The 19123-nt window shown below is 39.4% G+C and carries 17 protein-coding genes, 1 tRNA gene and 2 pseudogenes; 13 read left to right on the forward strand and 7 right to left on the reverse strand.

The genetic code is table 11. The features are described from left to right. Positions 1 to 268: 268 nt before the first annotated feature. The 4 genes and pseudogenes from SYN7509_RS0215250 to SYN7509_RS31775 all read right to left on the reverse strand — a co-directional run. Positions 269 to 1588 carry a DUF2330 domain-containing protein gene (locus tag SYN7509_RS0215250; RefSeq protein WP_009633054.1) on the reverse strand — a complete coding sequence of 440 codons (1320 nt, stop codon included), beginning with the start codon at positions 1586 to 1588 and terminating at the stop codon, positions 269 to 271. 17 nt (positions 1589 to 1605) lie between these two features. Next, positions 1606 to 2466: an RnfABCDGE type electron transport complex subunit D gene (locus SYN7509_RS0215255; RefSeq protein ID WP_009633055.1), complete on the reverse strand. Its 861-nt coding sequence runs from the start codon at positions 2464 to 2466 to the stop codon at positions 1606 to 1608. Between the two features lie 384 nt (positions 2467 to 2850). Continuing rightward, a pseudogene (locus tag SYN7509_RS31770) lies at positions 2851 to 3330 on the reverse strand (transposase family protein); the annotation flags it as partial. A gap of 75 nt (positions 3331 to 3405) precedes the next feature. Next, positions 3406 to 3531 (reverse strand): annotated as a pseudogene (locus tag SYN7509_RS31775) (transposase family protein); the annotation flags it as partial. 644 nt (positions 3532 to 4175) lie between these two features. On the opposite strand from SYN7509_RS31775, the gene SYN7509_RS28610 reads away from it, so the two are divergent. Beyond that, entirely contained in the window at positions 4176 to 4661 is a 486-nt protein-coding gene (locus SYN7509_RS28610; protein WP_009633056.1) for a transposase, read from the forward strand. A 343-nt stretch (positions 4662 to 5004) separates the two neighbouring features. Here SYN7509_RS28610 and SYN7509_RS0215270 read toward each other — a convergent pair. Further along, positions 5005 to 5076: transfer RNA gene (locus SYN7509_RS0215270), tRNA-Thr, on the reverse strand. Positions 5077 to 5275: 199 nt separating this feature from the next. On the opposite strand from SYN7509_RS0215270, the gene argF reads away from it, so the two are divergent. The 7 genes from argF (at position 5276) to SYN7509_RS0215305 (ending at position 12043) form a co-directional block, all read left to right on the forward strand. Then, positions 5276 to 6196: an ornithine carbamoyltransferase gene (gene argF / locus SYN7509_RS0215275; protein WP_028954348.1), complete on the forward strand. Its 921-nt coding sequence runs from the start codon at positions 5276 to 5278 to the stop codon at positions 6194 to 6196. A gap of 111 nt (positions 6197 to 6307) precedes the next feature. After that, on the forward strand, positions 6308 to 6910 hold the full coding sequence (gene lexA / locus SYN7509_RS0215280) for a transcriptional repressor LexA (RefSeq protein WP_009633058.1): 603 nt from the start codon (positions 6308 to 6310) through the stop codon (positions 6908 to 6910). 35 nt (positions 6911 to 6945) lie between these two features. Continuing rightward, the gene (locus tag SYN7509_RS0215285) at positions 6946 to 8400 is read left to right on the forward strand and encodes a DNA phosphorothioation system restriction enzyme (protein WP_009633059.1); all 1455 of its coding nucleotides are present in this window, start codon (positions 6946 to 6948) and stop codon (positions 8398 to 8400) included. 47 nt (positions 8401 to 8447) lie between these two features. Beyond that, complete coding sequence (locus SYN7509_RS30490; protein ID WP_192819838.1) at positions 8448 to 8621, forward strand: hypothetical protein; 174 nt, start codon at positions 8448 to 8450, stop codon at positions 8619 to 8621. Beyond that, positions 8618 to 10684: an AAA family ATPase gene (locus tag SYN7509_RS0215295; protein ID WP_009633061.1), complete on the forward strand. Its 2067-nt coding sequence runs from the start codon at positions 8618 to 8620 to the stop codon at positions 10682 to 10684. Before SYN7509_RS30490 ends, SYN7509_RS0215295 begins: the two co-directional genes overlap by 4 nt. Further along, entirely contained in the window at positions 10677 to 11318 is a 642-nt protein-coding gene (locus SYN7509_RS0215300; RefSeq protein WP_009633062.1) for a Uma2 family endonuclease, read from the forward strand. Before SYN7509_RS0215295 ends, SYN7509_RS0215300 begins: the two co-directional genes overlap by 8 nt. Before the next feature lie 83 nt (positions 11319 to 11401). Next, positions 11402 to 12043: a Uma2 family endonuclease gene (locus tag SYN7509_RS0215305; protein ID WP_009633063.1), complete on the forward strand. Its 642-nt coding sequence runs from the start codon at positions 11402 to 11404 to the stop codon at positions 12041 to 12043. A 2-nt stretch (positions 12044 to 12045) separates the two neighbouring features. On the opposite strand, the gene SYN7509_RS0215310 is transcribed toward SYN7509_RS0215305, so the two are convergent. Together SYN7509_RS0215310 and SYN7509_RS0215315 are read right to left on the reverse strand one after the other, a co-directional pair. After that, complete coding sequence (locus SYN7509_RS0215310; RefSeq protein ID WP_009633064.1) at positions 12046 to 12828, reverse strand: sulfite exporter TauE/SafE family protein; 783 nt, start codon at positions 12826 to 12828, stop codon at positions 12046 to 12048. Positions 12829 to 12910: 82 nt separating this feature from the next. Next, positions 12911 to 13747 (reverse strand): acyl-CoA desaturase, encoded by an 837-nt coding sequence (locus SYN7509_RS0215315; protein WP_009633065.1) that lies wholly within the window; start codon positions 13745 to 13747, stop codon positions 12911 to 12913. Positions 13748 to 13873: 126 nt separating this feature from the next. Here SYN7509_RS0215315 and SYN7509_RS0215320 point away from each other — a divergent pair, with 126 nt between their 5' ends. The 5 genes from SYN7509_RS0215320 to ftsY all read left to right on the forward strand — a co-directional run bounded on the left by SYN7509_RS0215320 (position 13874) and on the right by ftsY (position 19094). After that, positions 13874 to 15034 (forward strand): TetR family transcriptional regulator, encoded by a 1161-nt coding sequence (locus SYN7509_RS0215320; protein WP_009633066.1) that lies wholly within the window; start codon positions 13874 to 13876, stop codon positions 15032 to 15034. Between the two features lie 32 nt (positions 15035 to 15066). Further along, positions 15067 to 15912, forward strand: coding sequence for a hormogonium polysaccharide biosynthesis protein HpsJ (gene hpsJ-B, locus SYN7509_RS0215325; protein WP_009633067.1), 846 nt, complete (start codon positions 15067 to 15069; stop codon positions 15910 to 15912). A gap of 186 nt (positions 15913 to 16098) precedes the next feature. Then, positions 16099 to 16791 carry a DUF502 domain-containing protein gene (locus tag SYN7509_RS0215330; RefSeq protein ID WP_192819839.1) on the forward strand — a complete coding sequence of 231 codons (693 nt, stop codon included), beginning with the start codon at positions 16099 to 16101 and terminating at the stop codon, positions 16789 to 16791. Positions 16792 to 16833: 42 nt separating this feature from the next. Further along, positions 16834 to 17475 carry a transcription antitermination factor NusB gene (nusB, locus tag SYN7509_RS0215335; RefSeq protein ID WP_009633069.1) on the forward strand — a complete coding sequence of 214 codons (642 nt, stop codon included), beginning with the start codon at positions 16834 to 16836 and terminating at the stop codon, positions 17473 to 17475. Between the two features lie 50 nt (positions 17476 to 17525). Then, positions 17526 to 19094, forward strand: a complete 1569-nt coding sequence (gene ftsY, locus SYN7509_RS0215340; RefSeq protein ID WP_009633070.1) for a signal recognition particle-docking protein FtsY — start codon at positions 17526 to 17528, stop codon at positions 19092 to 19094. Positions 19095 to 19123 lie beyond the last annotated feature (29 nt).

The raw sequence follows: 19123 nt of genomic DNA on the forward strand, positions 1-19123 counted from the left end.
TCATAATTACCAGTTTAAGCAAGAATAATTAAAACTATTTGACTATTTATTACTTCTTTTATAAAAATATGTAACAAGTAACATTTTTAAACTATCTTAACAATAAAAAAAAGTGCCAATATTTAGATTTGACACTCATGCTTTATTTAGTAGCTTGATAGTATGAAAAAATACTATAGCAATCCTAAATAAATTGGTAATGTGGTAGAGGTGCAATGCATTGCGACCCTACTATTAAATTGTGATTTAAACTACAGACAAAACTACTTTACCAAAACAAAAATGTACGCCACCAAGGAGTAGATGAACTTTCGGGAACATTATTTCTTTTGCGAATATCTTGAATTTTCCATCCAGTCAGCCTCGCTAGAGTTTGCGATTCTTGTTCAAATCTGCGAGACAAAGACCTTTGATACTGTCTTCCAGCATCGCATTTAGCTTCGCCTTGAAAAGGATGATGCAAAACATATCTACCTTGAAAAAATTGATTATTGGCGGTTTCTTGAAACATCAAATCTTCAGGAAACTTATCACGGCTATAACGAACGTGTAAGCGAGTAAGAAATACATTACTATTAGCCGATGAATCTAACCAAAAAACGCCAGCTTTTCGCAACTCCTCCGGGTTTAAAGGTTCGGCTGAACAAGGATCGCAACTATTCATATTCCAAGCATATTCAAGAAAAGCTACTTTTTTATCTTCCTTAGTATAAGCTGTTTGAAACATTGACTTATAAAAGCCACCAAATTCATCTTTAACAAACAAAGGAATATCCGCATCGGAAGGAATATTTACAGTACGATAATTTGTTAGTTCTGCTTGTCCTTTTGGCGACAAAATATAAACAAGTAAATCTTGCTCATTTGTAGAATTTATCATACCTAAACGAATAGGCAACATAAATTTAGGCGACTCAAAAGCCATCATTAATGGTCGGAGAAATTCGTAACCAGACTTATCAAACTCTGCTAAGTTTACCTTGGCAACAAAAAACTTCATTTTTTGGCGAATGTAAGGTTGCAATAGTTGTTTTGCACCTTGAGGAAGTTTGTAACCATTAATATTTAACCAAGTTTCTAAACCATTAGATTCTTTGGCACTAAGAACAACAATATCGTACTCGCCGACAGTAAACTTAGCTTCTACTGTAACTCCTAAAGAGCGATCGCGTCTTCTACTAACGTTAGATTCTAACGCTGCTGGCGCTTGTGCTGATTGTCTAATCGAATCCCCTTCAAAATAGTTAGTTGCACAAGGATCTTCATCAAAGTATTCTACTAACCTAGGAGCGCTAAAAGCATCTAATCTTTCGATAACTTTACTGTCTCCAACCCGGACTTGATCGGCTTTTAAAACTACGGGTACAGGGACAACCAACGCAAAATCTTTGACATCGCCTTGATAGTCATTTGCCATAGTTAAAACTGTGCGGTTGCCATCACGAGCAATTACTACTTGAGAAGCTTTATTATAAAGCTTGGCATCGGCTTTAGAAACATAAAATCCGCAAAATGCCCATGCACTAGGAACAAAACAAATAATAGTTATAAGAACTACTATTAATAACTTTGATAATCGTTTAAACACAAACACCTCCAAAAGAATTACAAAACATTAGTTTTTACTGTAAGTAATGAACTATCATTTGCTTGTAGCCAAGTAAATCTTGGTGCAGTCCAAATAATATCTAAAATAACTGTTAATGGCGCAAGGGCAAATAATGCCCAAAAAATAGCCGTAGGAAGAAAGAATTGATTTCGCAAAATAAAAGTTAACCCCGCAATACAAACTACCCAAATATAACGACCGCTTTTAGTATTAGGAATTGAACGCGGATCGGTGAGCATAAACAAAGCAAATAACAATAAAGAACCGCTCATTAACCGATGTAAAAATACATCTGAAGTCCAGCCTAACCAAATATTTCTAACCGCTTCTAAGCCAGCGTAAGTACCTAAAAAAACAACACTTGTATCCCATCTTCCTACTTGTTTTAAAATAATTCCACCCGTACCAAAAAACAACAGCGCATACCACCAATCGTCACCCCATTGTCCCGGTGAAACCCAAGCGTCTGAGGTTAGAGTTAAAACTGAAATAATCCCAAAATTAGCAGGATTGAAAAAATGTTTGTCATTAGCTTTAAAAATGAACTTACTAGAAATTGCTAAAAATCCTGCTAATACCATTGTTAAGTAACTATCAGCACGTAACAGCAAACTTAATCCCAAGGCTGTAATTATTGCACTTCTCAGCGAAGAAAGCTTTAAAGGATTAGATAAACTGAGCTTTTTAGTGGATAAATAGGTTTTTAGTTCTTCATTAAACCACTGACTAATCAAGCAAGTTAGTAGCAATACTATAATTAGTTCGGGTTTTAACGTCCAATCTTTGGTACTAATACCTAAAATCAGGAAACTAGACAAAAATAATATTTGATAGTCGCGGACATCTTTAAAAAGCATGAGTTGTACAAGTAACAAAAACTTAGCTTAAAAATGTAATTGTTGCTAGTATGGCTGGTAAAAAAATAGATTAGCTAACTGTTACACAAAATGTAACACCCTAAGTAAAAATACATATTAATGCTGATTGAGGCGATCGCGCTTATACCATGATGCCAAGCTTACAGTTATATTTATTAGACAGTGATAAGGACTTTACGATCCTTCATCGCCCAATCTTCTATGTAACTATCAAGAAGCATAGTATCCCAAGAATTGTATAACTTTTACCTCAGCAAAATTACTCGCTGTCCTACCCGAATCTAGAGATTTGCTTACCTAGTCGTGTCTACTTGGGATTCGACTTTCCCTAGACTATACCTTTTGCAACAATAGGCTTCAAGATTAATTTGCATTTAAGTTAAGCTCATAATTATAAATAGTAGCTATTAAATTAAACCTTAATCCAAATCGTTTCCTTCTATTTCTATATCGCCCTTGTAAAATCCTAAATCTTTTCAGATGGGCAAAAACATTCTCAATAATTATTCTCTCTTTCGCTAATTTTCTATTCTCTATTCTCTCTGCTACAGAAAGCTTACCTTCTCTTGGCTTCTTTTTAGGGGGTTGACTAAAATGATAATACTTTTTAATTTCTTTATATCCTTTATCTGCTAGACATCTAACCTCCCTTTTAATTCTGATTAAACTTCTTTTATATAACTTAAAATCATATTCAGAACGTTTGCCATAGTGCGGCATCTTTTCGGGGGAATCCTTCCTCCGAAAAATGCTTTCTGCACATAGCATTTCTCCATTTTTTTGCTCGACAACTACTTGAGCTTTCAAAGTATGGATTTTTTTCTTGCCGCTATAATAGCTTTTTTGTTTTTTTGGGTCTTTCTATGGGAGTTTCACTTACATCTATTACTACCGTTTCTAACTGACAATCATCAGAAATTAAACTTTTTTGCCTAGGAGTCTTAGTTGAGCGGCTTTAATTAATATGTTTTCTATTTTTTGAGTAATTCGGTAGGCTGTAGACTCGTTTATTCCCCAAGTAGCACCTAAATGAAAAAAAGTTCTGTCCTCTCGTAAAGCTCTGTGGGGGAAGCTTCCACTCGCGTGACTTTACGTAAATATTCTAAAACTATTAAGATTTTGTCTTCTATCCTTAGTTTTGGCGGTCTACCAGTTTTCTCCCGTAATTTTTCCGATGACTTGACTATTTATACTATTTGATTAAAGGTATCAAAATGTACTCCATTCAAACGTTTAAAGTCTTTCGCCTTTAAATTCTTTACTTTTTTATAAGTCACTTTCACTTCTACTTAGTCACTTCTCTATGAACCTATCCCACTAAGGTCAAAAATGTGATAATTTAATTGTCAGGCGATTAAGTTACCAGAATATGGCGGGAAGATTTGAGGGATTGAGCGATCGCATTGATGGAAGCTGTTTGAGGATGTGATAACAAAGGTTGGAGAAAAACGGGAACGGGGAATGCCCCATGCGCCTTTGCGTCATGTACTGAACACCTGAATGTATGTATTGATTACGCTCCTGTTGTTGGTGTGATGTCCCTAGAGGAGAAATCTGGGCATCAAAAAGTTCAGCGCACAGATGTTTAAAGCGTTGGCAAACGGATGGAACATTAGAACTCCTGCAAGCAAGGATATTAGGCATCGCCTCCGGAAAAGGATTAATTAACTGGAGTCATGGCGCGGTCGATGGCTCTTTTTCCTCCTGGGAAAGGAGGAGGTGAGGAGGTAGCTTATGGTTACAAGGGTAAAGGAATTTTAATTCATACCCTGACCGACGGCAATAGTATGCCTCTTTCAAGTATCACTACATCAGCTAATAGTAGTGAACGCCAGCAAATAATGCCGTTAATCGACCGCATCCTTGTCAAAAATAATCAACCCGGTAGACCTCGTAAACGAGTTAAAGTGCTGGCAGCGGATAAAGGTTATGATGCAAAAAATTTGCGTCGGGCTTTACGCAAACGTGGTATTAGACCAGAGTTACCAAAACGAGTCAGGAAAGCTAAGAAAAATCGGGGTAGACCAATAAAGATTTCTGTCCCACGTTTTCAGGCTTGGGCGTTGCTTTGCTTGGTTTCAACACAAATATCGCCGACTCGTTGTTCGATGGGAGAGAATCTCTGCCTGTTTCAATGCTTTTGTTTCTCTGGCAACAATTCATATTTGAATTAACAGAATTTTATTACTGGGATAGGTTCGCCAGTGTCAACCCGCAACGGTTGTCTGATTGCACCTTGTTACCCGCTTCAGCCTCTAGGAATCGAGCCTAGTCACTGGGGTCAGAGGAGGAGTCAAGTCTGAGTCTGACTGGTAGGATTTACACCTACATTTCTCTGAGAGTTCAGCTAGTCTTGGGATACTTGGCTGGAGTGCTTATGTACGGTCTTTCACGTGATTCACACTCAACGAATCGCACCAGTCCCTTCAGGGCTGAGAATATCAAGACAGAGATTCATTTACAAGTTTAACTTTGATAACAAGCCTCAAAACCTTGTATGGGTTATGGTTCAAAATAAGCTGGTGACAAGATTTGAACTTGCGACCGGCTGATTACAAATCAGCTGCTCTACCCCTGAGCTACACCAGCATAAGAACCTAATATATCTAAATTGTGACTTTTTGGCAAGCTGGTAGAAAAAAGGTGACAGAAGCATAGGCAAGCTTGAATAATGTTTGATACTGTGATTAAAACAGTCATTTTGTGGCGCAGGTGGGTAAACGAGCAATGGGTTCTCACCCTAGGTCAAAAAAAGACTCAAAAAATATTTACTCAATCTAAAACAAACATGGCAGCGTTGAAAGGACGAGATTTATTAAGTTTGGCAGATTTGACGGCTGATGAAGTGCTTGAACTCTTGCTCCTTGCAGCACAGCTAAAATCTGGACAGATAAGTATTCGCTGTAACAAAGTTTTGGGATTACTTTTTTATAAAGCTTCGACTCGCACAAGGGTAAGTTTTTCTGTAGCCATGTATCAATTAGGCGGACAGGTAATCGATCTCAATCCAAATGTTACTCAAGTTAGTCGTGGCGAACCTGTTGAAGATACTGCTAGAGTTTTAGACCGTTATTTAGATATTTTGGCAATTCGCACTTTTGAGCAGCAACAATTAGAAATTTTTGCTAACTATGCCAATATTCCGGTAATTAATGCTTTGACCGATTTGGGTCATCCCTGTCAGATTTTGGCAGATTTGCTCACAATTAAAGAATGTTTTGGCGAACTTTCGGGGCTAACTTTGACTTATTTGGGCGATGGAAATAATGTTGCTCACTCCCTACTATTAGGTTGTGCTTTGGTAGGTATAAATGTAAGAATTGCTACACCTAGTGAGTATAAACCAGATCCTACAGTTGTCGAGAATGCCTGTAGTATTGCCGCAAACAAAACCGAAGTAACTGTTACTGAAGATCCCATAACGGCGGCGAAAGGAGCAAATATACTTTATACCGATGTTTGGGCAAGTATGGGGCAAGAATCGGAAGCATTGGCACGGATACCAGTATTTCAACCTTATCAAATCAACGATCAGTTATTGAGCGTTGCCGATAAAAAAGCGATCGTTTTACACTGTTTACCAGCCCATCGCGGTGAAGAAATTACTCACGAAGTAATGGAAGGTTCTCAATCAAAAATTTGGGATCAAGCAGAAAATCGAATGCACGCGCAAAAAGCACTACTTGCAAGTTTATTAGGTGCAGACTAGCAAGATTTTTTGTTATAAAACCTAATTTTCTTTTGATTATTTTGTCAAGAATGGCATTTATGTAGTACGAATGTTCTAGAGGCATTATTATTTTCCGCCCCTTGTATATTCATGGAACCTTTAACTGAAGCTCAACAACAATTGTATAACTGGTTGGTGGACTATGTCCGCACTTACCAGCACTCACCATCAATTAGACAAATGATGCAGGCGATGCAATTAAAGTCGCCTGCACCCGTACAAAGTCGTTTAGAACATTTACGCGCTAAAGGATATATAGAATGGACAGAAGGTAGAGCGAGAACAATTCGGATTAGCCAAAATATTAAACCTGGAATTCCGGTTTTAGGTGCGATCGCCGCCGGTGGTTTAATTGAACCCTTTACTGATACCGTAGAGCAAATAGACTTCATGCACCAGTTTGTACCACCGCAAACTTTCGCGCTGCGCGTTACAGGCGATAGCATGATTGACGAACATATTACTGAAGGTGATTTAGTATTAATGCGTCCGGTATTAGAGCCAGATCAGCTAAAAAACGGTACTATTGTCGCGGCGATGGTAGATGGACATACGACATTAAAACACTTCTATCGGCAGGGAAGTCGCGTCACCCTAAAACCCGCTAATGCCAAATACAAACCTATAGAGGTAGAGGCAATCCAAGTAGAAGTACAAGGCGCACTAATTGGAGTTTGGCGCGGTTATAACTAAAGGTATGAAATACTACCTTAAATATCCGTACTAAAATGTACCTAACGCCGAATCCAACCCAGCGACTGCCCAATTTACTCCAGCGATTAGTTACGGAAAATCGTGGTAATTACCGGGTTACACCCCAACCAGGATGCCCGCGAATACCGTCAACAATTCAATTGCGACAGTATCAAAAGCAAGCTGTTGCTAACTGGTTTGATAATTCTGGTCGGGGAACGCTGAAAATGGCAACGGGTAGCGGTAAGACTATTACGGCTTTAGCGATCGCCTGCGAACTATATCATAAGATTGGCTTGCAGGTATTGCTAGTAGTATGCCCTTACCGCCATCTAGTCAGCCAGTGGGCGCGTGAAAGTGAAAAATTTGGACTCTCCCCCATTTTAGCTTTTGAAAGCGTCCATAACTGGCAAAGTCAGCTATCCACCCAACTGTACAATGTCCGGGCGGGAAACCAAGCTTTTGTTACTGTCATCACCACAAATTCAACTTTAATGGGCGATGGTTTGCAGTCGCAGCTAAAATACTTCCCGGAAAAAACTTTAATAGTTGGCGATGAAGCGCACAATTTAGGCGCACCAAAACTCGAACAAAGTTTACCTCGTAATATTGGCTTGCGTCTGGCTTTATCTGCTACTCCAGAGCGCTATTTTGACGAAATTGGCACAGAATTTATTTTTGACTACTTTGGCAAGGTATTACAACCGGAGCTTACTTTAGCTGATGCGATTTCTCAAGGGGCTTTAGTTCACTACCAATACTATCCAATTCTCGTAAACTTGACAGAACCGGAAGCTTATGCTTATGCGCGATTAACTACGAGAATTGGTTGGATATTAGCCTCGAAAGAAAATATCAAAAACAACGAGGCTTTAACAGCATTATTGATGCAGAGAGCTAGATTAATTGGTTGCGCGTCTAACAAGTTAGTAGCATTAAAACAGTTGATGTGCGATCGCCTCCATACACATCACACTTTATTTTACTGCGGAGATGGGACAATTGAAGGTGCTGTTAGTAACGAAAATACCCGCCAAATTGCCGCCGTTGTCAAGCTTTTGGGTGCAGAATTAAATTATCGAGTCAATACGTATACCGCCGAAACACCGTTAGCGCAGCGCGAAGAATTGCGCCGACAGTTTGAAAACAAAAACTTGCAAGGATTAGTAGCAATTCGCTGTTTAGATGAAGGGGTAGACATTCCCGCCATCAAAACCGCCGTAATATTAGCTAGTAGCAGCAATCCGCGCCAATTTATTCAAAGGCGAGGAAGAATTTTGCGCCCCTATCCTGGCAAACAACGCGCTACTCTATTTGACATGATAGTTATACCACCGCAATTAGATCGGCAAACTTGGGAGGTAGAACGCAATTTATTGAGAAAAGAATTAAAAAGATTTATAGAGTTTGCCGATTTAGCCGACAATGCAGGCGAAGCAAGAAGCACTTTACTAACGTTACAAAAAGAGTACGGATTGCTAGACTTGTAAGCTCAATTAAAATAATATATTTATTTTTTGTGCGTTTAGATACCAACATGAATCAAGAAACTAATATCGACGACATTCAAGCACCAATTACAACCGCGCCTCCTGAAGTTAAAAACATTATTGAAAAAGTATTGCAAGCTGAGAAAGATAAATTATATATGAAAAGTCCTTGGAATATTAATGACGATATTCTCAAAATTATCAAGGAAGAAGTGCAATGAGATTGATGTCAATTCAATTAAATAATTTTCGTCAATTTTATGGCATGACACCAGAAATAATCTTAGCAGGTGGAGAGCGCAACACAACGATTATTCATGGTAACAACGGCGCAGGGAAAACAACCTTACTCAATGCTTTTACTTGGGTATTGTATGAAAAATTTACCGCCGCCTTTGCAGTAGAAGATCAATTAGTAAATAAACGTGCAGTTAGCGAAGTACAAATAGGTGAATCTGTAGAATGTTGGGTAAATCTTGTCTTTGAACATGATGGTAAACGTTATCGTTTTAGACGCTCTTGTTATGGTTATAGAACTAACGATAAAATCGAGCATACCAAAAGCAAACTAGCTCCTTACATAGCCGCCGATGATGGAAGATGGGTAGTATCTCACCAACTAGCTGAAGATATAATTGGGCGAATTTTACCTGAGACACTATATCAATATTTCTTTTTCGATGGCGAAAGAATCGAACGAATTGTTAGAGATGAAAAAAAGGGCGAAATTGCTGAAGCTACCAAAGAATTATTAGGAATAAAAGTATTAAATCGGGCAGTAGAACATCTAAAGGCGGCGAGAAGAACTTTAGAAGATGAACTAAAAATAATTGGCGATTCCGAAACCAAAAAACTATTAAAAGAGCAGGAAAGTCTAGAAACCAAAATTAACGAACTTTTAGCACGACAAAAGGAAATATCTACAGAATCCCAATATCAAGAAGAAATTAAAAAACAGATAGGCGAGCGCTTATTAGAATTGAGTGGCGCGGGAGAATTACAAAGACGACGCGACCAACTAGAACAACAAATTAAGCTACTTAAAGAACAATTAAAACAAGCAAAAGATGTTTTAAAAAGAGTTATTTCTACCCGCGGCTATACAGTTTTACTATCTGATGTTACTGCTGAATTTAGAAACATTATTGATGGTTTGAGAGCAAGAGGAGAATTGCCTACAGGAATTAAGCGCCAGTTTGTCGGAGATTTGTTAGCACAACAACGTTGTATTTGTGGCGCAGAGTTAATAAATGGTACTCACGCCCATCATTTAGTAGAATCTTGGTTAGATAAAGCAGGTTCTTCAGATGTAGAAGAAATAGCGATTCGTATGGGAGCGCAAGTAGATGAAATTGATAAACAAGTCCCGGAATTTTGGCAAGAAGTAGATCGTCAGCAAGATAATATTAAGCAGTATAGAACAGATATATCAGCGCTAGAAAATGAGTTGGATACTATTAGAGAAAAACTAATAAATTATCCAAATGAGGATATCCAACAGTTACAAAAACGCTTAGATATTACAGAAACAAAAATCAGGGAATTAATTTTAGAACAAGGAGCAAATCAGCAAAAAGTAAACGATTTAACTATCGAAGTAGGAGAATTAGTTAAACAAGTTTCTAAACAGAAAATGAACGAACAAAAGCAAGCTTTAGCGCAACGGAGAATTACAGCAGCGCAAGATGCTACCGAGCGTTTAATTGAAGTTAGAAAAAGATTAGAGCAACAATTTCGTTTGTTATTAGAGCAGAAAGTACAACAAATATTTGCTCAAATATCCTTTACTCCTTACATTCCTAAACTTAGCGAAAAATACGAATTAACATTAATAGAAAATACCACTTGGAAAGATGCAACCGTTGCAGCTTCTACAGGGGAAAATCAAATACTTAGTTTATCTTTTATTGGCGCAATTATCGACCGAGTGCGAGAATGGAGCGAAAATAAATTACTAATGGTTTCTGATAGTAGTACCTTTCCGATAGTAATGGATTCTCCTTTTGGTACTTTAGACGAAATGTATAGACGGCAAATTGCGAAGACAATTCCTAACTTAGCAAATCAATTAGTTGTCTTAGTGACTAAAACTCAATGGCGCGGCGAAGTTGCCGAGGAAATGGCAAATTATATCGGGAGAGAATACATACTTACCTACAATTCGCCTAAGTTAGATTGTGAAGAAGATTCAATGCAAATAAATAGCGATCGCTATTCTTTAGTTAAGCAAAGTCCTAACGAGTTTGAATATACTGAAATAACCGAGGTACAACGCCATGATTAGTACAGCACCTACACAAGTATTAACAAACATCTGGATAATAGGAAGCTGGGAAGAATTTGTAAACTTAGCCAATAATCAAGAGTATGAAGGTGGTAAATTTTATTATGACCAAAAATACTTAAAAATCGAAATGCCTCCAATTGGTTCTAGCCATAGTCAGGATAATCATATAATTTCTAATATCATTAGCTTGTACGCAACTGTAAAAAATATTAGAATTAAAGGCTTAACTAATTGTAGTTTTCGTCAACCAAATGTTAGAGAATTTCAACCAGACTTAGCTTTTTATATTGGTGATGAGTTTAATTTTCCACCTCGTAACAATTCTCCTGTCAATCTATCAGAGTTTAATCCACCTAACTTAGTAATAGAGTTTGGTGCAACATCGCTAAATGACGATTTAGGGCGAAAACGGTTATTATATGATCGCGCAGGAATACAAGAGTATTGGGTAGTAGACGTTAATAGCAATGATATTATCGCCTTTTCTATATCCGAAGGACGTAGCGGTACAATTACAGAATCGTTAGTATTACCAAAACTTGCAATTTCTCTTGTAGAAACCGCTCTAAAACGCAGCCAAACCAAAGATGATGGCGCAATTAATCGCTGGCTATTGCAAATTTTTAGTTAGCTTGTTCTTAATAAATCAACTAAGCGCAATCAAAAATATAAATTGATTAAAGTTTGAATATATTGAAAATAATTGAAAATATCATGGTTATAGCTCCTAATTTACAATTAGATACAGATGTTTGGGTAAAATATAGCTGGGAAGAATTTTTAGCAATCGCTGACAAAATAAGTCACTTAAAGGCTAAACTTTACTATCACCAACAGTACATGAGGATTGAAATGTCACCAGTTGGGCCGCTTCATGCTAGACAAAATTCTATAATTTCTAAAGTTATTAGTCTTTATGCAACTGTCAAAAATATTCGCATTGTTGAGTTAGTTAATGCTAGTTTTCGCCAGCTAAATAAGAGTGAATTTCAACCAGACTTAGCTTATTACATTGGTACAGAGTTTGAGTTGCCACCTCGGACAAATATACCAATTAATTTGAAGGAATTTAGTCCACCTAGATTAGTAGTAGAAATTGGTGCATCATCTGTAAATGATGATTTGGGAGCAAAAAGGCTACTTTACGAAAATGCAGGTACAGAAGAATACTGGGTAATTGATGTAAATAAGGATGATGTTATTGCCTTTTCTATATCAGAAGGAAGAAGCGGAGAAATTCAAGAATCGTTAGTATTACCAAAACTTGCAATTTCTCTTGTAGAAACCGCCTTAAAACGCAGCCAAACCGAAGATGATGGCGCAATCACTCGCTGGCTATTGCAAACCTTTAGCTAATATTAGCTGGCTAACCCTTGATAGTTCAACCAAGCTCGATAAAAAATATAAATTGATAATATTCCCAAAAAGCTGCGAAATACGATACTAACGACATTATCGGGCAACTTTGGTAAAACTCGCGTACTAATTTGCGCCCCCAATAACCCGCCACAACCTAAAATTATCCCTTGAATAAACAATACATTTCCTGCATAAGCTTGGGTTACAGAAGACGATACCGCCGTACTGATAATTACTCCTAAGCTAGTTTGAATTGCGACTTTGATATGTTCCCCTAAAAGCAACATTTGCAAAGGAACCATAATTACCCCTCCACCAACACCAAATAATCCGGCTAAAAGACCTCCTGCGCCTCCCGTTGCTATGCTACAAATAGTTGGATTAAATGGCTTTTTATCTGGGTTTTCTTGAATAAGTAATTGTTTCCGCAATTGCACTAAATAAATGTTAATAAGTAGTAAAACTCCAAACAAAGCTAGTAATACGTAGGATGGAATATTAATTGCTATAAGAACGCCTAATTGAGCAGTTATTAAAGCTGGAATTCCTAAATACAAGACTTTTTTTAAGTTGAAGTAACCCATTCGCCAATTTTGAATACTGCCAGAAACCGAAGTAATCACAATTGCTAAACTACTGGTAGCTGTAGCTTCAATCGGCTTATTACCTAAAGAGACTAAAAGCGGTACTAACAACACACCGCCGCCAATACCTAATAAACCTGCCATAATTCCTGAAACTAGCCCACCAACAGCTAAAACGAAGATATCTGTTGTAGTCATATACGTTAAAAAAGAGCATCAGATAAATTTAATGCTCTTTCTATTTAACTTAATTTTATTATTGAGTAATGCGATCGCACTTTTATCTAGTTGGTGGCATTGTCACCTTTTTAGCTAACCCCAGTATCTGTAAAGTTTTAATCGCCCACCAAGTTACATCGATTTCCCACCAACGCAACCCAGCTTTAGCTACTTTGGGGTAAGCATGGTGATTATTGTGCCAGCCTTCGCCATAAGTTAGAATCGCCGCCCACCATAGGTTGCGGGAATCGTCTTTAGAGTCAGGGAAATTACGGTAGCCGAAAATGTGCGTTGCGGAATTAATTAACCAGGTGCTATGCCACAGTAATACAGACCTTAAGAAAATGCCGTAAACAACGAAAGGCATTCCACCACAAACGTATAATAATCCAGCTAAAGGAATTTGCAAGAATAAATGGTAGCGATTCAACCAACGGTAGAATGGATCGCGGGCTAAGTCTGGAGCAAATTTGCTGTACTGTTTATAGTCAAAAAACTCTGGACGCGGGTAGAAAAGCCAAACTATATGACTCCACCAAAAACCACGCCTTGAAGAATAGGGATCTTTTTCTTCGTCTTCGGTATGGGCGTGATGCAAGCGGTGTCCGGCTACCCAAAAAATTGGACCCCCTTGAATTGCCAATGCGCCGATAATTGCGATCGCATATTCTAATAATTTTGGTACTTGAAAGCTACGATGGCTTAGTAATCGGTGATAACCCAAACAAATCCCAATACTACCAAACAGCCAATGTAAAAATAATGTTACTCCCAAGGCTGACCAAGAGAAACACCCCACCGCCAACACTGCTAAAACGTGAAAAGCTGCAAAAAAACCGATACTAATCCAGCTAAGAGCAAGCGGTGGCTTACCCTCAGTTATTACTGATGCAGTCATAAATTTCCCTGTATATAAAAATTGTCAGCGCCAAAAACGCTATATTAATTAAAGCCATTGCAAGTGCTACTTACATTTCTAGTCTAACAACAACTTTCTCAAAATGCAAGCAACACTTACATTTTTATGTCTATTCAAAATTCCACCAGACAGAAATTAATAGACGCAGCCTTGAAGTTGTTTACTTCCCTTGGAGTTACAGAGACTACAACCAAAGCCGTAGCAGAATTAGCGCAAGTAAACGAGGTAACCTTATTCAGGCATTTTGGCAATAAGCAGGGATTGATGTTAGCGGTAATGGAAGAATCCGCAGCCTTTAAGCAACCAGGGGAATTGTTACAAATCCCTGCTCAAGAAGTAGATAGTTTAGGAGAAGCTGTAGCGCAATATGCGATCGCGTTTCTTGAATCTGTAACCCAAGCACCGGAATTATTACTATCTTTAATTGGTGAAGCTAGGCATTATCCCCCCCAAAATCGCCAAGCCCTAAGCAAAGGAATAAACGAAGCAAATAGCTCTCTTGCAAAGTATCTCGCCCCCGCAATAGCAAAATCCCCCGATTGCGGATTAGCCCCAGAAAAATTAGCAAGTATGCTCCTTGCAGCGTTATTGGGTTACTTCGTGATTGAAAATACTTGCATCGAACAGCAGTTGTGGAGCGATCGCACTGAATTTATCGACAACTTGGTATTATTGCTAAAAGCTGAAACTACAGCCACCGCCATCAACGATTTACAACCGTCTATAGTCCACGAGATTTTACATAGAGCTAAAAAAGCGCGCTTGCGTGACTACGCCTTGATGTACGTTTTATTTGGTGCTGGTTTGTCGCAACAAGAAATAGCTAGTTTAGAAAAATCCCAGCAAATTAATGATAGCGATCGCCACTTATTACAAATAAACTCAAGACAAGTCCCCGTCAATCAATGGATTATGGGTAAACGCTACGGATCTTATAGTCGAAATCCTTTAACCGGGTGGCTTAGAAGCCGCACTGATGAGCATCCGGCGTTGTTTCTCAATGATGCAGGGTTGCCAATGACTGCTACAGATATAGATTTACGTTGGCTGGAATTAACTGAGGGCTTGTTGACACCAGAAGGGCGATCGCCAATCATTGAGCAAGCAGCACAGACATGGCGAGTAGAAATGTTGAGCAAAGGCATAACGCTCGAAAATTTGAGTATGATTACAGGTTTGCATTTAAAGCTTCTTCAGCCTTATGCTCGTAAAGTTAAAGAAAAATTAGCCTTAGAACAAGCCATTAGTCTCGATCGCAAGTCTTAAAGTTCCTTTAATTATCAACTTACTTAAAACCAATGAAAGCTATCAATAACTCTCCATCTCCTTTTATTGCTCAGACATTGAAACTGGTGGGAATAGTATTAATTTTGTCTTTTCTCCTAGATTTTGTGATTCTGGGTTTTCCGGCGGGAGAGAGAGATACTCTGTGGCAAATTGGTTTTATTACCGCCACCATTGATCGGGGGATTACACCCGTAATTGGCTTGGCTTTTTTGCTTGTAGGTTACTGGTTTGAGCGCCGCAGCGATACTTTGACTCAGCCGCCACTTTGGTTAAGCTTAAAATTTTGGGCGTTATTATTGTCTAGCCTTTTAGGATTGCTATTTTTGGTGATGATTCCTTTACACATCAATAATGTAAATACTGAAAGCGTTAGAGCCGTAGAGCGCATCAATCAAAATTCCCTGCAACAAGAAGCCCAGTTGCAAAACGAACTCAACCAAGCCCAAGCTCAGTTAGGCGATCCCAACGTCCGCGCTAAAGTAGACGCAGAAAAAAGTAGATTTAAAGCCCAAGTTACAGCTTTGCTACAAAACGAACAACAGTTTAATCAAGCCCTCAATAGCGATCGCACTCCTGAAGCAGAGAAAAAATTACTACGCCAATTTAAAGCTAATCCTAAAGCCTTAGAAGAATTTTTGGCACAGCAAAGCGATCCTGTTGCTCTTGGTGGCAAAAGACTAGCCCAAATACAAACCCAAAAACAACAGTTGGTAAACCAAGCAAAACAAGAAGCTTTACAGTCTAGTATTAGAATGACTATCCGCAGCTTGCTAATCTCGACTGCTTATATTTTTATCGGCTGGATGGGCTTAAGAAGTCTAATTAGCGCCAATAAATCGGTACAAAACCCAAGCTGAACTCAATCTACCCTACAATAAAAATAATTGTTACGTAGGGCGATCGAGAAAGTAATTATATGCTGAGTAATTCTTCGCCTATTGCCTACGGGACTCAAAGTGAGAACATAGATTTTATATAGGTTGAGGTTTAAGCAAGTGTCTGTAAAACCTCAAAAGCAATTATTAAAGGAGAGTGAGCAATTAGTGCTCGAACGCTTCAAACAAGACTTAAAAAATGACTTAATTGCCGGGTTATTGGTAGTAATTCCCCTGGCTACTACAATTTGGCTAACGATTACGATCGCCAACTGGGTTGTAAACTTTCTGACGCGGATTCCCAAACAACTAAATCCGTTTGACGATATGAACCCAATTTTAGTCACCTTGCTAAACTTGGGAGTCGGGTTAGCAGTACCGTTACTGTGTATTTTGGTAATCGGTTTAATGGCTCGCAACATCGCGGGGCGGTGGTTGCTAGATGTAGGGGAAGATGTATTAGAAGCAATTCCTTTAGCCGGAGCCGTATATAAAACTTTAAAGCAGTTACTGGAAACTTTACTTAAAGACACTAATGGCAGATTTCGCCGAGTGATTTTAGTAGAGTATCCCAGAAAAGGGATGTGGGCGATCGCTTTTGTAACTGGAAGCATGAGCAATGAAATTCAAGCGCAAATGGTTCGCCCGGTACTGAGCGTATTTATTCCCACTACTCCTAACCCCGCTACGGGATGGTACGCGGTAGTCCCCGAAGACGAAGTAATCAATTTATCAATGTCCATTGAAGATGCTTTTAAAGTAGTAGTATCTGGGGGAATTGTCGCCCCCAATAGTTTAGTCACTTCTTTACCCGCCGCCAACGAGCTAAAAATCGAAACACCCCACACCGAAAAAATTTAGACATCACGCTCTTGTAAATCCTCCCCACCCATAAAAATTGCTATGCAAACCCAAACACCTCGCCGAATTGCCCGCGAACTAGCCCTATTGAGCTTGAGTCAACGCCCACAATCACTAGAAAAGCTAGAAAATCAAGAAATATCAGATTTACTATTAGCCGCTATCCGCACGCTGACAACCGAAGCCCAAGACGCGCTAACAAATGCTTCTTCGGAATTACAACGGAGTAGCGATCGCTTACTTGCTAGCGAAATTCGTGCCGCCGATGTAGAATCAGCGCGGGTGATGGTAAGCGAAGCGGTGGAAGTTACGACAAGCGCCATCAATCGCTTGGGTGTAGCTTTGGAAATGCCAGAATGGATACAACTAGCAAATCAGCAAGAAGTCCGCAGCTATACCATTAGTGTTGTGGGGACAGTCAGCGCCAAAGTCAAGCAAATAGATGAAATACTAGGGAATGCTTTAGTAGATTGGCAAGTACATCGATTAGCTAAAATTGACCGCGATATTCTTAGAATTGCGATCGCCGAAATCTTATTTTTGGGTATACCCGATCGCATTGCCATCAACGAAGCGGTAGACATTGCCAAACGTTACAGCAGCGATGAAGGACATAAGTTTATTAACGGTGTAATGCGCCGCGTTACTGAGCAACTAAAAGCTCCCACCGCTCCAGTTTCTTAATCTGTGCTGGATTTATTCAAAAATACCCCTAATTTAAGTAAGTTAGTCCAATGGTTTTTAATTGGTTTCGCCGTCAATTTAGCGATAAAGATGCCTCTACCCCAGAAGAAGAAGCTACTATTACCCCGGCGGAGGTAGAACCCGAAGCTGAAACTTCCTCAGAGGAAGACACGGCGGCAGAATACTTAAAATGGGCTAAGGCGGCTTACCAAAATATTCAACAACAGCAAGCACAATCTACCCCACAAAGCATTGTTGAGAATGTCATTGCCGAACAAGGAACGGCGGAAATCGCAGAGCCAGAAACGCCAGTTGTTCCCCAAGCAGATGAACCAGACGCAGAAACGCCAGTTGTTCCCCAAGCAAACGAGCCAGACGCAGAGCCAGAAACATTAGTAGTTCCCCAAGCAAACGAACCGGACGCAGAAACGCCCCTAGCTCCCTCTGAGGAACTCAGCAACAATCTAGAAACAGAGGAAACAACCCCCCTGCCATTTTGGGCGCAAACTGAAGCTGACAGACTAGCAAGAATAGAAAGGCTCAAAGCTACAGCAATTGAAGAAGTTGAACCCGAAGGATCGCCACAAGTCCAACCTACACAAGAATTATTAGTTGCTTTTGATGAAGGGTTTTTGTGGTCGGCGGAAATTTTAGCATCTCAAGGTCGTCGCCCGGAAGATATTTCCCTTGAAGAAATCACTTGGCTCAAAAAACTTCGGCAAGGATTAGATAAAACCCGCCGTAGTATAGTTAATCAGCTAAAAGCCATAGTAGGTCAAGGTCCACTCAATCAAGCGGCGGTAACGGAAATAGAAACATTGTTATTGCAAGCAGATGTAGGAGTTCAAGCGACCGATTATATTATTAATGCCCTGCAAGAGCGGCTAAAACAGGAAGCCTTACCCGCCGACGAAGCGATCGCCTATCTTAAGCAAATTCTCCGCGATATGCTCGATCGCCCTTTAGAAACCTATTCCCGCACCTTTATACCCGAAAAAGACACCCTGAATATTTGGCTGATGACGGGAGTAAATGGTGCAGGTAAAACTACAACTATCGGCAAACTTGCCCATATTGCCCAAAAATCCGGCTATAAATGCTTAATTGGCGCGGCGGATACCTTTCGAGCGGCGGCGGTGGAACAGGTAAAAATTTGGGGTGCAAGAAGTGGGACGGAAGTAGTAGCTAATCCCGGACAAAATACCGATCCCGCCGCCGTAGTGTTTGATGCGATCGCGGCGGCTCAGTCTCGTTCTATAGAGCTATTATTAGTAGACACAGCAGGACGACTGCAAAATAAGAAGAATTTGATGGACGAACTAAGTAAAATTCGCCGGATTGTAGACAAAAAAGCCCCCGATGCTAAGGTGGAATCGCTTTTAGTTTTAGATTCTACTCTCGGTCAAAATGGACTGAGACAAGCGGAAGTTTTCGCCGAAGCCGCGCAGTTAAGCGGTGTAGTTTTAACTAAACTTGATGGTACAGCTAAAGGAGGAATTGCCTTAGCTGTAGTACAGCAGCTTGGTCTACCAATTCGGTTTATAGGTGCGGGGGAAGGAATAGAAGATTTGCGCCCCTTTTCTAGCTACGAATTTGTCGAAGCATTACTCAGTAATTAGAAATTGCCTAACTTTAGATTTAAACTAAA

Origin of the sequence: Synechocystis sp. PCC 7509 (assembly GCF_000332075.2) — a bacterium.
Taxonomy (GTDB): Bacteria; Cyanobacteriota; Cyanobacteriia; order Cyanobacteriales; family Chroococcidiopsidaceae; genus Aliterella.

Excerpts from the sequence above, each read along its gene's own strand:
- hpsJ-B (WP_009633067.1), top strand. The coding sequence starts at position 15,067 with ATGAAAGCTATCAATAACTCTCCATCTCCTTTTATTGCTCAGACATTG.
- ftsY (WP_009633070.1), top strand. The coding sequence starts at position 17,526 with ATGGTTTTTAATTGGTTTCGCCGTCAATTTAGCGATAAAGATGCCTCT.
- argF (WP_028954348.1), top strand. The coding sequence starts at position 5,276 with ATGGCAGCGTTGAAAGGACGAGATTTATTAAGTTTGGCAGATTTGACG.
- SYN7509_RS0215295 (WP_009633061.1), top strand. The coding sequence starts at position 8,618 with ATGAGATTGATGTCAATTCAATTAAATAATTTTCGTCAATTTTATGGC.
- SYN7509_RS0215315 (WP_009633065.1), bottom strand. The coding sequence starts at position 13,747 with ATGACTGCATCAGTAATAACTGAGGGTAAGCCACCGCTTGCTCTTAGC.
- SYN7509_RS0215285 (WP_009633059.1), top strand. The coding sequence starts at position 6,946 with ATGTACCTAACGCCGAATCCAACCCAGCGACTGCCCAATTTACTCCAG.
- SYN7509_RS0215305 (WP_009633063.1), top strand. The coding sequence starts at position 11,402 with ATGGTTATAGCTCCTAATTTACAATTAGATACAGATGTTTGGGTAAAA.
- SYN7509_RS0215310 (WP_009633064.1), bottom strand. The coding sequence starts at position 12,828 with ATGACTACAACAGATATCTTCGTTTTAGCTGTTGGTGGGCTAGTTTCA.
- lexA (WP_009633058.1), top strand. The coding sequence starts at position 6,308 with ATGGAACCTTTAACTGAAGCTCAACAACAATTGTATAACTGGTTGGTG.
- SYN7509_RS28610 (WP_009633056.1), top strand. The coding sequence starts at position 4,176 with ATGGCTCTTTTTCCTCCTGGGAAAGGAGGAGGTGAGGAGGTAGCTTAT.
- SYN7509_RS30490 (WP_192819838.1), top strand. The coding sequence starts at position 8,448 with ATGAATCAAGAAACTAATATCGACGACATTCAAGCACCAATTACAACC.
- SYN7509_RS0215255 (WP_009633055.1), bottom strand. The coding sequence starts at position 2,466 with ATGCTTTTTAAAGATGTCCGCGACTATCAAATATTATTTTTGTCTAGT.
- SYN7509_RS0215300 (WP_009633062.1), top strand. The coding sequence starts at position 10,677 with ATGATTAGTACAGCACCTACACAAGTATTAACAAACATCTGGATAATA.
- nusB (WP_009633069.1), top strand. The coding sequence starts at position 16,834 with ATGCAAACCCAAACACCTCGCCGAATTGCCCGCGAACTAGCCCTATTG.
- SYN7509_RS0215320 (WP_009633066.1), top strand. The coding sequence starts at position 13,874 with ATGTCTATTCAAAATTCCACCAGACAGAAATTAATAGACGCAGCCTTG.